Raw genomic sequence first — 12,471 nt, 5'->3', positions numbered from 1 at the left:
AGTGCGACATTTTTCTCTTGACGACAAATGTCTGCCCATGACAGGATGGCTGCACGAACTTCGGACGAGGAGACCAAGGTGAGCGAGACTGCGACAGCGGTGGAAGTTCTGGAGAAGCAAACGAGTTCGGCACGCTGGTGGGCCCTGGGGGTGATCGCATTGGCCCAGCTCATGGTGGTTCTCGATGCCACCATCGTGACCATCTCGCTGCCGTTCGCCCAGCAGGATCTCGACATCAGCGACGGCAATCGGCAGTGGATGCTGACCGCCTACACGCTGATCTTCGGCGGGCTGCTGCTGCTCGGTGGACGGATGGCCGACTACCTCGGGCGGCGTCGGATTTTCATCGTCGGCCTGGTCGGCTTCGCGGGTGCGTCCGCGGTGGCGGGCCTGGCGCAGAACGGTGCTGAGCTGTTCGCCGGACGGGCACTGCAGGGTGCGTTCGCGGCGCTGCTCGCGCCCGCGGCACTGTCACTGCTCTCGGTGACCTTCACCGAGGCCAAGGAGCGTGCGACCGCGTTCGGCGTCTTCGCCGGTATCTCCGCGGGTGGTGCGGCACTCGGCCTGATCGCGGGTGGTGCGCTGACCGAATACGCCTCCTGGCGCTGGTGCCTGCTGGTGAACACCCCGATCGCGCTGCTCGCGCTGCTCGGCGCGCTGGCCTTCGTGGTCAAGGATGTGCCGACACCGCGCACCGGCGGCTATGACGTGCCCGGCGCCGTCACCGTGACGCTCGGTCTGATCGCCATCGTGTACGGATTCAGCCGCGCCGCCGAGGACGGCTGGCTGGCCGGCAGCACCCTCGGGCTGCTCGTCATCGGCGTCGCCCTGCTGATCGCCTTCGTCGCAATCGAGCGTCGTTCGTCGAATCCGCTGCTGCCGCTGCATATTCCGGGTGAGATCAACCGCGGTGGCGCCTTCCTGGCCGCGCTGCTGATCCCGATCGCGATGTTCGCGATGTTCCTGTTCCTGAGCTACTACTTCCAGATCACCCTCGGCTACTCGTCGCTGAAGGCCGGTTTCGCCTTCCTGCCGTTCCCGGCGGGCATCGCGATCTCCGCCGGTGTCACCAGCGCGCTGCTGCCGAAGCTGGGCCCGCGCCCGCTGATGGTGGCCGGGGCCGTGCTCGGTGTGCTGGGTCTGGTGTGGCTGGCACAGCTGAGCTACGGCGACAGCTACGCCGCCAGCGTGCTGCCCGCGCAGGTGCTGATCGCGCTGGGTATGGGCCCGCTGTTCGTCGGGATGCAGACCGTCGCGCTGCATCAGGTCGAGGAGGAGGACTCGGGTGTGGCAAGTGCGCTGTTGAACGCGGCACAGCAGGTCGGCGGCGCGGTGGGCACCGCACTGCTCACCACCATCTCGGTGCAGACGGCCAAGGCCTTCGCGCAGAACAATCCGGCGATGGACAACCTGATGGCCCGCGCTTCGATCCACAGCTACGACGTGGCGTTCTATGTCGGCGCCGGATTCTTCCTCGCGGCAATTCCGGTGATCGCGTTGATGATTCGGGACAAGCCGGAAAACCTGATCGAGGGATCCGAGGAAGACGTGCGGATTCCGGTCGCGGTCTGACCCTGAAATAGCGATGTCCGGGTGTCCGATGGGATGCCCGGACATCGCTATTTCGGCAGGGTCCGACCTACTTGTCGGTAACAATTTCGGGCGGCTTCACATGGGGGGCTGCCCGCGCGGTGAGAACAATGGCAGCAGTACGCTTGTCTTGTTTGCACCACTCGTCTCGCGGACAACGCGGGACATATACGTTGTCTGTTGGAACAGCTGGGGTCCGCTCACAAGCGTGTTCGCCTGGCCGTGCAATAAGGGCACCATCCTAGGAGGACACGAAGATCCATGTCCAAGATCAAGGTTGAAGGCACCGTCGTCGAACTCGACGGCGACGAGATGACCCGGATCATCTGGCAGTTCATCAAGGACAAGCTGATCCACCCGTATCTCGATGTGAACCTCGAGTATTACGACCTCGGCATCGAATATCGGGACAAGACAGACGACCAGGTCACGATCGACGCCGCGAACGCGATCAAGGAGCACGGTGTCGGCGTCAAGTGCGCCACGATCACTCCGGATGAGGCCCGGGTCGAGGAATTCGGCCTGAAGAAGATGTGGCGCTCGCCCAACGGCACCATCCGCAACATCCTCGGCGGAACCATCTTCCGGGCGCCGATCATCATCTCGAATGTGCCGCGTCTGGTCCCCGGCTGGACCAAGCCGATCATCATCGGCCGTCACGCGTTCGGCGACCAGTACCGCGCCACCGACTTCAAGGTGTTCCAGGGCGGCACCGTCACCCTCACCTTCACCCCCGAGGACGGCAGCGAGCCGATCGTGCACGAGGTCGTGCAGATGCCCGAGGACGGCGGCGTCGTGATGGGTATGTACAACTTCAAGAAGTCCATCGAGGACTTCGCGCGGGCCTCGTTCAACTACGGCCTGCAGCAGAACTACCCGGTCTACATGTCGACCAAGAACACCATCCTCAAGGCCTACGACGGCATGTTCAAGGACACCTTCCAGGAGGTGTTCGACGCCGAGTTCAAGACCCAGTTCGACGCGGCCGGGCTCACCTACGAGCACCGCCTGATCGACGACATGGTCGCCTCCTCCATGAAGTGGGAGGGCGGCTACGTCTGGGCCTGCAAGAACTACGACGGCGACGTGCAGTCCGACACCGTGGCCCAGGGCTTCGGCTCGCTCGGCCTGATGACCTCGGTGCTGCTCACCCCGGACGGCCGGACCTGTGAGGCCGAGGCCGCGCACGGCACCGTCACCCGGCACTACCGCCAGCACCAGCAGGGCAAGCCGACCTCGACCAACCCGATCGCGTCGATCTTCGCCTGGACCCGCGGCCTCGAGCACCGCGGCAAGCTGGACAACACCCCCGAGGTGATCGGCTTCGCGCAGACACTCGAGGATGTCGTCATCAAGACCGTCGAGGGCGGTCAGATGACCAAGGACCTTGCGCTGCTCGTCGGCGGCGATCAGGGCTACCTGACCACCGAGGAGTTCCTCGGTGCGCTCGACGCCAACCTGGCCCGCGCCCTGCGCTGACCGGTTGGCCACGAGCCGGTCGCGTGCCCCTGCGCTGACCGGTTCGCCGAATACCCGGCGCTGGGTACGAGAGCCAGCGCCGGGCGCGACATACGGGCACCCGCACCACATCGGTGGTACGGGTGCCCGCACTGTTTCACGACTCGTGTCACTGTCGTCGTCGTTCCGATGCGAAGCAGTCGGATCGCAATATCTGGTGCGGGAATCGACGCGTGTTTGCCGTGCGGCGCCCGGAATGTGCGGTATGCGGGTGAGGCTTTCGATTTCTCGACGCTGACGTGGGGGAACTCACGTCAGCCCGGGAAGCGTAGGCCGTCGCCGGACGGTTACATGAATACGTGACCAGTACCGTTGCCACGCAGACCCCAGCACCCGCCGAGGCCGAGCGGACGGACTGGCATATTCCGGCGATGCTGGCGCTGGCCCTCGGTGGATTCGGAATCGGTACAACCGAATTCGTCACGATGGGTTTGCTGCCCGATATCGCGAGCGCCATGCACGTCTCCGAGCCGACGGCAGGGCATGCGGTATCGGCTTATGCGCTCGGTGTCGTCGTCGGCGCTCCGCTGATCGCCGCACTTGCCGCGCGGGTGCCACGCAAACGTCTGCTGGTCGCTCTGATGGTGGCGTTCACCGTCGGAAATGCCGCGACGGTTATCGCGCCCACATTCGAGACTCTGGTCATCGCGCGGTTCGTTTCGGGCCTGCCGCACGGCGCGTACTTCGGTGTCGCCTCGCTGGCCGCCGCGACTCTGGCACCGATCGGGCAGCGCGCAAAGGCGGTTGCCGCGGTTATGCTGGGACTGAGCGCCGCCAACGTTGTCGGCGTTCCCAGTGCGACCTGGCTCGGCCAGCATCTCGGCTGGCGCGATGCCTTCGTGGTGGTCGCGGTGATCGGTGTCGCCACCGTCGCGGCGCTGATCCGATTCGTTCCGGAGCTGCACGGTATCCGGATCACCAATCCGATGACCGAACTCGGTGCACTGCGTCGCCCGCAGGTGCTGCTGACCCTGCTGGTCGGCGCGATCGGCTTCGGCGGCATGTTCGCCGTCTACACCTACATCACCACCACGCTGACCGATGTGGCCGGTCTGCGGCTCGGCCTGGTGCCGTTCGTGCTCATGCTCTTCGGGCTCGGGATGGTCGCGGGCAATATCGTCGGTGGCATTCTGGCCGATCGCGGCGTCGACCGGGCGATCTACGTCGCGATGATCGCGATGGTCGTCATCCTGGCGGGATTCGTTGCCGCCGCGCACAATCCGTACACGGCGGCCATCGGCGCGTTCTTCATCGGAGCATCTGGTGCGGCGCTCGCGCCCGGTCTGCAGACCCGGCTGATGGATGTCGCCGCCGACGCCCAGACCCTCGCCGCGGCGCTCAATCACGCGGCCCTCAATATCGCCAATGCGGCGGGCGCGTGGCTGGGTGGACTCGTCATCGCGGCGGGTCTCGGCTACACCGCGCCCGCGACCGTCGGGGCGGGGCTGGCCGTGCTCGGCGTTCTGCTGTTCACGGTGACCGTCTGGACCGGTCGTCGCTCCGCGGTTTAGGTGCTGGGTTCCAGCGCGACGACCGGAATCACCCGATCCGTCTTGGTCTCGTATTCGGCGAAGCCCGGCATGACCGCCACCATCGCCGCATAGAGCCGATCGCGTTCCGGACCTCCGGTGATCGGGGTGGCCGTAGCCTCGATGGTGTCGGTGCCGATCTCCAGCGTGACCTTCGGATTCGCCCGCAGATTGTGATACCAGTCCGGGTTATCGGGTGCGCCCGCCTTGGACGCGATGATCACCAAACGATTGCCGTCGCGGATATAGGCCGCCGGATTCGTGCGCGGCAGCCCGGTCTTCGCGCCGGTCGTGGTGAGCAGCAACAGATCCTTGCCCTCGAACGGGCCGCCGACCTTGCCCGCGTTCGCACGGAACTCCGCGATGATGTTCTGGTTCCAATCGTTGGCCATCTGCACTCCTCGGATCGAGAGATCGGGTCGAGGTAATCGTCGCCGATGGGCGGACCGATCAGATCACCTTTTTGAAGAATCCGCGCAAGTCGGCGAGCAACAGGTCGGGGGCCTCGTGGGCGGCCCAGTGCCCGCCGCGGTCGTATTCGTGCCATTGCACGAGATTGCGATGGTCGCGTTCGGCGAATTTGCGCGGCGGTTTGAAGTCGAATCCGAACGAGGCCAAACCGATCGGCACCGTGGTCGGCTCGATCGCCATGCGTGCGCGATGGTGCTCGAAGTGGAACCGGGCCGAGGACGCCGAGGTGTTGGTGAACCAGTAGATCGCCACATTGGTGAGCAATTCGTCGGTGCTCAGCGCATTCGCCAGCGCCTGGCCGCTCCAGGCGAGCTGGCCGACCGGGGAATCCGACAGTGCATGGCCGAGGGTTTGCGGCTGCGCTTGCTGGGCGGCGTTGTGAATGGCATGCCGACGGAATTTCTCTCCGAAGTACACCAGGATCAGCTCGTATTCGCTGAGTCCATCCAGCTCGCCAGGCTCGCGCCTCGGGAAGGAATAGACCTGGGTGACGTGCACGCCGACGACCCGGTCCGGGGCGATCCGGCCCAGCTCCGGGGCGACGATGGCGCCGCAGTCGTTGCCGTGCACGCCGTAGCGGTCGTAGCCGAGGCGGTTCATCAGTTTGTCGAATGCCGCGGCCATGCGCGCCGGGCGCCACCCGGCGGTGTGCGTCGGTCCTGAGAAGGCGAAGCCTGGATAGGACGGGATCACCACATGGAAGGCGTCGCTCGGATCGCCGCCGTGTGCGCGCGGATCGGTCAATTCGCCTATCAGGCCGAGGAATTCGGTGAACGAGCTCGGCCAGCCATGGGCCAGCAGCAGTGGCATCGCATCGGGTTCAGGAGAGGTGACGTGGACGAAATGGATGGTTTGCCCATCGATTTCGGTCATGTATTGCGGAAATGTGTTGAGCCGCTGCTCTTGTGCGCGCCAGTCGAACGTGTCGCGCCAATATTCGTGCAACGGCCGGACGAACGACAGCGGAACGCCGTACTCCCAGCCGGGCCGAACCGGCACTCCTGGGTACACCCGGCCCGCGACCTCCCGAGCGGGCAATTCCGCGACGTACCGGGTGTGCGTCAGGCGGTATTCGAGGTCGTCCAGGTCGGCCTGCGGGATCGCGATTCGGAAGGGCTTGATCTCGGACACCGCCTCAGCCTGCGAGAGCGGGGCGGCGGGAACAACGCCGAATTCGACTGTCTTTCGATCACTTTCGCTTATCGGCCGCCGCTGCCGTGTGCAACAGCCGGTCGACGAGGGTATCGACGTAGTCGTCGGTGAGTGGGCCGGTGCCGAACAGGGTGCGGGTGTACAGCGGGGCCAGGATGATGTCGACCACCTCCAGCACCTCTGGGGCCTGTTCGCCGCGGGCGGTGGCTCGATCGAGCATGGCTTGGACCTGGTCCACTCGTTCGGCGAGGAATCGGTCGCGCGTCTGTTCACCCGCCGCGCCGGTGTCGAGCAGCGCGAGAATTGTGCGCAGCAGTGCCAAGCCGTCCGGTCCGCTGACATCGCGCGCTGCCTTCGCGGCATAGGCGCGCAGATCGCCCTCGAGCGAACCGGTGTTCGGCATCGCCGACTCGGTGCTGAGCCGATCGACGGTCACCTCCATGGCCAGCGCCTCCAGATTGCCCCAGCGCCGGTAGATGCTGGTATCGGCGACACCGGCGCGCGTCGCGACATCGGCGATCGTGAAGTTGCCGTAGCCGCGTTCGGCGACCAGTTCGGTGACCGCCTGGTGTACCGCCGCGCGCACTCGGGCGCTGCGACCTCCGGGGCGGCGGGAGCGGGCTTGTTCCTCCATGGCTCTATCTTAACGCAGTGGGGACTTGCGTTTGTGGGCCGCGGCCCGCTACGGTGGCCTTAACGCCGATAGAAACTGCGTTTAGGAGCTGACTGTGGAGCCGATCTTCTTTCCCGACAACCACTCGTTCTGGTACGAGACCCTGCGCACCTTCGGTCACATCGCTTATGGCGGAGCCGATTTCGGTGAGGTCGTGGTGACGGTCCAGCGGATCGTCCCCGGCGACTACGACAGCTGGCACGACGAGTGGCTGGCCACGGCCGATCGGGTGGCGGATGCGGCGCGCACGGCGCATCGGGTCGGCGCCCGCGACGGCTTCCTGCGCGCGTCGAACTACTACCGCGCCGCCGAATTCTTCCTGCACGGCAATGCCACCGACCCGCGCATCCGGCACGCATACGACGCCTCGGTCGAATGTTTTCGCGCCGCGGCCGAACTCGCGGACCAGGTGATCGAGCCGGTGTCGATTCCCTACGAGGACACCATGCTGCCCGGCTACTTCTATCGCGCCGACGACTCGGGCGAGCCACGTCCAACGGTGGTGATGCACAACGGATTCGACGGCACAGTCGAGGAAATGCACTTCTTCGGTGCGGCCGCGGCCGTCGAGCGCGGCTACCACGTGCTCAGCTTCGATGGTCCCGGTCAGCCGGGCACCAGGCACCATCAGGGCCTGGCCTTCCGTCCGGACTGGGAGAACGTCGTCGGACCGGTGCTCGACTACGTCGCCGCCCGGCCCGAGGTGGATGTCGACCGGATCGCCCTGTTGGGTGTCAGCATGGGCGGTGTCCTCGCACCCCGCGCCGCTGCCTACGACCAGCGCGTCACCGCCCTGATCGCTGTCGACGGCATCTACGATCTCGGCGATATCGCCACTGCGGGTCTGCCCGGCGAGCGGGCGGAACTGGAGCGCAGGCTGCCCGCCGCGGCGGATCCGGAACTCGATGCCGCGCTCGATGCGGCGATGGCCGCGAATCCCGTGATGCGCTGGGCGATTTCGCACGGCATGTACGCCATGGGTGTGCACACACCGCGGGCCTTCGCCGCGAGTTACCTGGACTACCACCTCCGCGACGGCATCGCCGAGAAGATCGCCTGCCCGGCATTGGTGTGCGCGGGTGCCGACGACGGTTTCTTCAAGGGCCAGCCCGAACGCCTCTTCGCGCACCTGACCTGCCCGAAGACACTGCTCGAATTCACCGAAGAACAGGGTGCTGCGGCCCATTGCCAGTCCGGCGCACAGCGTTTCGCATTCGCTCGCATCTACGACTGGCTCGACGACACTTTCGACCGGGCCTGATTTACCCCTGCTCGATACTTTCCAGGAGACCGACATGAACATGATCAACCGCATCGACCGGGCCATCGATATGTCCGGCGGCATCGTCGAAGGCATTGCCGCAGAACACATGAGCGCGCCGACGCCGTGCCCGGAATGGGATCTGCGCGAGCTGCTCAACCACCTGGTGGGCGGCATGAATATCTTTGCCGCCCAACTGCTGGGCCTGACGCCGGATCGTGACCACCACGACGACTGGCTCGGCACCGACCCGCAGGGCGCCTACGTCGAGGCGGCCGAGCTCGACCGCGCGGCCTGGCATCGCCCCGACGCACTCGAACAGACGGTGCGTCTCGGCTTCGGCGCGGTGCCAGGGCCGATGGCGGCAGTGATCCACCTGACCGAACTTGTCGTGCACGGTGTCGATCTGGCGGTCGCGACCGGACAGGAGCGCCTGGTCGACGAGCAGTTGTGTGCGGAGATGCTGGCGATCATGCGTGAGATGGGCCTCGAAAACTTCCGCGTACCAGGGATGTTCGGTCCCGAGGTCGAGGTGCCCGCCGACGCTCCAACGTACCGTCGGCTGCTCGCCTACGTCGGACGAGCCTGATCCGTCCCCGCTGGCCCGTCGCATTGCCCCGGCGGGCCTTTCCATGCCGTCTGCCGCGGTGCCGACGGTCTTCGGCTGCGTGACGGGCCGATCGCCGTGGTCAGTTCTGCTCCAGCGGCCCCAACTCGCGAACAACGCTTGCCAGCTCGCGAATCTGCTGGGTTTCGCTGTCGCTGCGCCAGACCAGCGCCCAGCGGACCAGGTGTGAATCGCTGATCGGCACGTAGCGGATGCCGGGGCGGTTGTAATAGCGGGCGACGTGGCTCATGCCCATGGTGAAGGCGCCGCGGGTGCTGGCGACCGTCAGGATGTCCTCCACCGTCGAGACGGTGGAAATGCGTTCGATGGGGCGGCCACGGGGTGTGTAGAAGGGGCTGATGGCGTCTTCCCAGTAGTCGGGCATCGGTTTGCTCGGCGCCAGCACTCCGCGATCGCCGAAAGCCTCCAGGGATAGCTGCTTTTCGCCTGCCAGTTCGTGGTCGTCGCCCATCATGGCCACCATGGGTTCGATCGAGATGATCGGCCCGACGGTCAAATCGGGTTCCTCGACCGGTAACCATGCGATGACGATGTCGGCCTCGCCGCGGCGCAACGGGTCGAACTGTTCGATGAATTCGATATTGCGAATCTGTAGTTCCCACTGTGGATGACGGGTTCGGAAGAGCTCCCAAAACGGCCGGTAGTCATACGAATTGAAGCCGATCATCGCGATGCGGAGCACCCGGGCCGCCCCCTGAGCGGTGGAGCGCGCGTTCTCGATCGCCTGGGTCAGATCGTGGTAGGCGGGGCGCAGGTCGGTGAGCAGCTGTTTGCCGAGTGCCGTGAGCTGGATATTGCGTGGGTTGCTGCGGTCGATGAGACGTCCCCCGATACGACGTTCCTGATTCTTGATCGACTGGCTGATCCGAGCCTGCGAAAGATACATCCGTTCCGCGGTCCGCCCGAAGTGCAACTCCTCGGCCAGCGCCAGAAAGATTTCGATATCTCTCAGTTCCATTGTGGTGCTCCTGATTGGTTACGCCAGCCAATCAGAACATTTTTCGACGGAACGCGCTCATCCTGCAGGTGGATACCGAGGATCAGGAACGCCGAATTCGGCCACCCGTGATCACTTTTGCTTGTCGGTCGGTGCGGCGATGAACATACAGATCTGTATGTAAGTGTAGAATCGCCGGAATGACCAGGTTCGAAGCGCCCAAGCAGCAGCGCCGCACACAGGAGCAGCGCAGTAGTGAGATGCGCACGCGGCTGCTCGATGCCACCATCGACTGCCTGGTCGAATACGGGTATGCGGGGACGACCACGCCGCGGGTCGCCGAGCGGGCCGGGGTCACCCGCGGGGCCCAGGTGCATCACTTCGGGTCCAAGACCGATCTCGTGGTCGCGGCGATCAGCCATCTGGCGCAGCTGCGCGCGGAGACCGCGATGCGCGAGATGTCCAGGGTTCAGGGCGGCGGCGATCCGGTCGGGGCGGCCCTGGACTTTCTCTGGGAGCTACACCAAGGGCCGCTGTTCATCGCCACCGCCGAGCTGTGGGTGGCGGGCCGGACCGATCCGGTACTCGCCTCGGCCATGGAGAAGGTCGAGCCGTTCGTCAATAACGCGGTGCTGATGGCGGTCGCCCGATTCGTACCGGATGAGATGCGGCGCAAGGAAGCCCGCGATTTCGTCTACACCGCGATGGACGCACTGCGCGGAATCCTGGTCTCCAACTTCATCGATCCGGATTCCGAACGGGCGCACCGGCGTTGGCGACGGGCCTCGGTGCATCTGCGGGAGATCGCCACCACCGCGCTGGTTGCGCGACCGCTGCTGCGTCCCGCTGAATAGCTGACGGCATAGGGCTTTTCGGGCCCGCCGCCTGCCGACGTTTCAGTCGTGTGCGCGCCGAAACTTGGACGCTTCGGCGAGGTCGTCAGCAGATGCTGACCGCGATATCCGTTGCGACGGTAATGATTCACGCGATGCCGACGTTGGCATAGAAGCTCACGATATCGTTCAGCAATGCCCCTGTGCGCCGGCCAGATTCGCGATCAGGTATCCCGTGCGAAGCAGGCTGACGACCTGCTCGGTCGAACCGAAGAGTGCGCGGCCGGGCTGGCGAACAGCGCCTGGCGTTGATCATCTTCCTGCTGGTTCCAGCGTCCGCATGTCCGGCGCGCTGCTGGCTGCGGCGTCTGCACGTCGGTCATCGCGTCGATCGCCGAGCGCGTCGACTTGTCCCTTGGTGGATGGCGCAATGTTCGCTACCCGAGGCATGTTGCTCCTGGTCGCGCTGAGCTGGGAGTTCTCTTATCTATCGGGCCGGATCGCCTGGAACTCTTGCAGCCTTACATACAGCTCTGTATGTTTGTTTCTGTTCGATCCGGTCGGGATCGGCCACTGCGGGCTGCCGATTTGGGCGCATGGTCGCACCGGGTCAGGTACTACGTGAGGAGTTCGATGGCGAACAAGGTCTACGTCGTTGGTGTCGGCATGACGAAGTTCGAGAAGCCGGGCCGCCGTAAGAACGAGGACGGCAGCGCTTGGGACTACCCGGATATGGCGCGGGAATCGGGTACGAAGGCGCTCGCCGATGCCGGGATCGACTATCGCGAAGTCGAGCAGGCCTATGTCGGTTATGTCTACGGCGAATCCACCTCCGGACAGCGCGCGGTTTACGAACTGGGTATGACCGGCATTCCGGTGGTCAATGTCAATAACAACTGCTCGACCGGATCCACCGCGCTTTTCCTTGCGGCACAGGCGATTCGGGGAGGTCTGGCCGATTGCACGCTGGCACTGGGCTTCGAGAAGATGCAGCCGGGCTCGCTCGGATCCACCTGGGACGATCGCGAACAGCCGATGGCCAAGCATGTCATGGCGCTCGCGGAGATCTCCGAGGTGCTTTTCCCGGTGGCGCCGTGGATGTTCGGCGCGGCGGGGCGCGAGCATATGAAGCAGTACGGCACCACCGCGGAGCATTTCGCGAAGATCGGCTACAAGAACCACAAGCATTCGGTGAACAACCCGTATTCGCAATTCCAGGATGCGTATTCGCTCGATGACATCCTGGCCTCGCGAATAATCTACGACCCGCTCACCAAGCTGCAGTGTTCGCCGACCTCGGACGGTTCGGGTGCGGTCGTGCTGGCCAGCGAGGAATTCGTGAATTCGCACGACCTCGCCGCGCAGGCGGTGGAGATCGTCGGCCAGGCGATGACCACCGACTTCGCCTCCACCTTCGACAACACCGCCAAGAACCTCATCGGCTACGACATGAATGTTCAAGCCGCACGGCAGGTCTACCGGCAGGCGGACCTCGGGCCGGAGGACTTCCAGGTCATCGAGCTGCACGATTGCTTCTCCGCCAACGAACTGCTGCTCTACGAGGCGCTCGGGCTCTGCGGCGAGGGTGAGGCCGGAAAGCTGATCGACGACAATCAGACCACCTATGGCGGCAAGTGGGTCGTGAATCCCTCCGGCGGGTTGATCTCGAAGGGACATCCTTTGGGCGCAACGGGTTTGGCGCAGTGCTCCGAACTCACCTGGCAGCTGCGGGGTACCGCGGACAAGCGTCAGGTCGGCAACGTCACCGCCGCGCTGCAGCACAATATCGGCCTCGGCGGCGCGGCGGTCGTCACGGCGTACCAGCGGGCGGACCGCTGATCCCCGCGAAAGCGGTCATGCAGCAACGACATTCACTCGA

The 12,471-nt window shown here is 65.0% G+C and carries 11 protein-coding genes; 7 read left to right on the top strand and 4 right to left on the bottom strand.

Going from position 1 to position 12,471, the window contains the following annotated elements; translation table 11 throughout:
- Positions 1–78: 78 nt before the first annotated feature.
- The 3 genes from ACQPZ2_RS39475 (at position 79) to ACQPZ2_RS39465 (ending at position 4,619) form a co-directional block, all read left to right on the top strand.
- The gene (locus tag ACQPZ2_RS39475; RefSeq protein WP_433523050.1) at positions 79–1,572 is read left to right on the top strand and encodes an MFS transporter; all 1,494 of its coding nucleotides are present in this window, start codon (positions 79–81) and stop codon (positions 1,570–1,572) included.
- 279 nt (positions 1,573–1,851) lie between these two features.
- Entirely contained in the window at positions 1,852–3,069 is a 1,218-nt protein-coding gene (locus ACQPZ2_RS39470; RefSeq protein WP_433523049.1) for an NADP-dependent isocitrate dehydrogenase, read from the top strand.
- A gap of 410 nt (positions 3,070–3,479) precedes the next feature.
- A complete protein-coding gene (locus tag ACQPZ2_RS39465) occupies positions 3,480–4,619 on the top strand; it encodes an MFS transporter (protein WP_433527640.1) in 1,140 nt (379 codons plus the stop codon).
- Here ACQPZ2_RS39465 and ACQPZ2_RS39460 read toward each other — a convergent pair.
- The 3 genes from ACQPZ2_RS39460 to ACQPZ2_RS39450 are packed head-to-tail and all read right to left on the bottom strand — an operon-like array spanning position 4,616 to position 6,894.
- Positions 4,616–5,029 carry a nitroreductase family deazaflavin-dependent oxidoreductase gene (locus ACQPZ2_RS39460; RefSeq protein WP_433523048.1) on the bottom strand — a complete coding sequence of 138 codons (414 nt, stop codon included), beginning with the start codon at positions 5,027–5,029 and terminating at the stop codon, positions 4,616–4,618. The genes ACQPZ2_RS39465 and ACQPZ2_RS39460 overlap by 4 nt on opposite strands.
- Before the next feature lie 58 nt (positions 5,030–5,087).
- Positions 5,088–6,239 carry an epoxide hydrolase family protein gene (locus ACQPZ2_RS39455; RefSeq protein WP_433523047.1) on the bottom strand — a complete coding sequence of 384 codons (1,152 nt, stop codon included), beginning with the start codon at positions 6,237–6,239 and terminating at the stop codon, positions 5,088–5,090.
- A gap of 58 nt (positions 6,240–6,297) precedes the next feature.
- Positions 6,298–6,894, bottom strand: coding sequence for a TetR/AcrR family transcriptional regulator (locus ACQPZ2_RS39450; RefSeq protein WP_433523046.1), 597 nt, complete (start codon positions 6,892–6,894; stop codon positions 6,298–6,300).
- Between the two features lie 94 nt (positions 6,895–6,988).
- Between ACQPZ2_RS39450 and ACQPZ2_RS39445 the strand changes: the two genes are divergently transcribed.
- Both ACQPZ2_RS39445 and ACQPZ2_RS39440 read left to right on the top strand, forming a co-directional pair.
- Positions 6,989–8,194 (top strand): alpha/beta hydrolase family protein, encoded by a 1,206-nt coding sequence (locus ACQPZ2_RS39445; protein WP_433523045.1) that lies wholly within the window; start codon positions 6,989–6,991, stop codon positions 8,192–8,194.
- A gap of 34 nt (positions 8,195–8,228) precedes the next feature.
- Complete coding sequence (locus ACQPZ2_RS39440; RefSeq protein WP_433523044.1) at positions 8,229–8,783, top strand: TIGR03086 family metal-binding protein; 555 nt, start codon at positions 8,229–8,231, stop codon at positions 8,781–8,783.
- Positions 8,784–8,883: 100 nt separating this feature from the next.
- On the opposite strand, the gene ACQPZ2_RS39435 is transcribed toward ACQPZ2_RS39440, so the two are convergent.
- The gene (locus tag ACQPZ2_RS39435; RefSeq protein ID WP_433523043.1) at positions 8,884–9,780 is read right to left on the bottom strand and encodes a LysR substrate-binding domain-containing protein; all 897 of its coding nucleotides are present in this window, start codon (positions 9,778–9,780) and stop codon (positions 8,884–8,886) included.
- 179 nt (positions 9,781–9,959) lie between these two features.
- On the opposite strand from ACQPZ2_RS39435, the gene ACQPZ2_RS39430 reads away from it, so the two are divergent.
- Positions 9,960–10,613, top strand: coding sequence for a TetR/AcrR family transcriptional regulator (locus ACQPZ2_RS39430; RefSeq protein WP_433523042.1), 654 nt, complete (start codon positions 9,960–9,962; stop codon positions 10,611–10,613).
- Positions 10,614–11,225: 612 nt separating this feature from the next.
- Positions 11,226–12,431, top strand: a complete 1,206-nt coding sequence (locus ACQPZ2_RS39425) for a lipid-transfer protein (protein WP_433523041.1) — start codon at positions 11,226–11,228, stop codon at positions 12,429–12,431.
- Positions 12,432–12,471: the final 40 nt, after the last annotated feature.

It is taken from the genome of Nocardia pseudovaccinii, from assembly GCF_050942345.1.
Classification (GTDB): domain Bacteria; phylum Actinomycetota; class Actinomycetes; order Mycobacteriales; family Mycobacteriaceae; genus Nocardia; species Nocardia pseudovaccinii.
Note: the sequence above shows the minus strand (reverse complement) of the source record. Positions and strands in the feature narration are given on the sequence as shown.

Bases quoted from the DNA above. Each gene is read 5' to 3' on its own strand.
- ACQPZ2_RS39450 (WP_433523046.1), bottom strand. From the start codon at position 6,894: ATGGAGGAACAAGCCCGCTCCCGCCGCCCCGGAGGTCGCAGCGCCCGA.
- ACQPZ2_RS39435 (WP_433523043.1), bottom strand. From the start codon at position 9,780: ATGGAACTGAGAGATATCGAAATCTTTCTGGCGCTGGCCGAGGAGTTG.
- ACQPZ2_RS39440 (WP_433523044.1), top strand. From the start codon at position 8,229: ATGAACATGATCAACCGCATCGACCGGGCCATCGATATGTCCGGCGGC.
- ACQPZ2_RS39460 (WP_433523048.1), bottom strand. From the start codon at position 5,029: ATGGCCAACGATTGGAACCAGAACATCATCGCGGAGTTCCGTGCGAAC.
- ACQPZ2_RS39470 (WP_433523049.1), top strand. From the start codon at position 1,852: ATGTCCAAGATCAAGGTTGAAGGCACCGTCGTCGAACTCGACGGCGAC.
- ACQPZ2_RS39430 (WP_433523042.1), top strand. From the start codon at position 9,960: ATGACCAGGTTCGAAGCGCCCAAGCAGCAGCGCCGCACACAGGAGCAG.
- ACQPZ2_RS39425 (WP_433523041.1), top strand. From the start codon at position 11,226: ATGGCGAACAAGGTCTACGTCGTTGGTGTCGGCATGACGAAGTTCGAG.
- ACQPZ2_RS39465 (WP_433527640.1), top strand. From the start codon at position 3,480: ATGCTGGCGCTGGCCCTCGGTGGATTCGGAATCGGTACAACCGAATTC.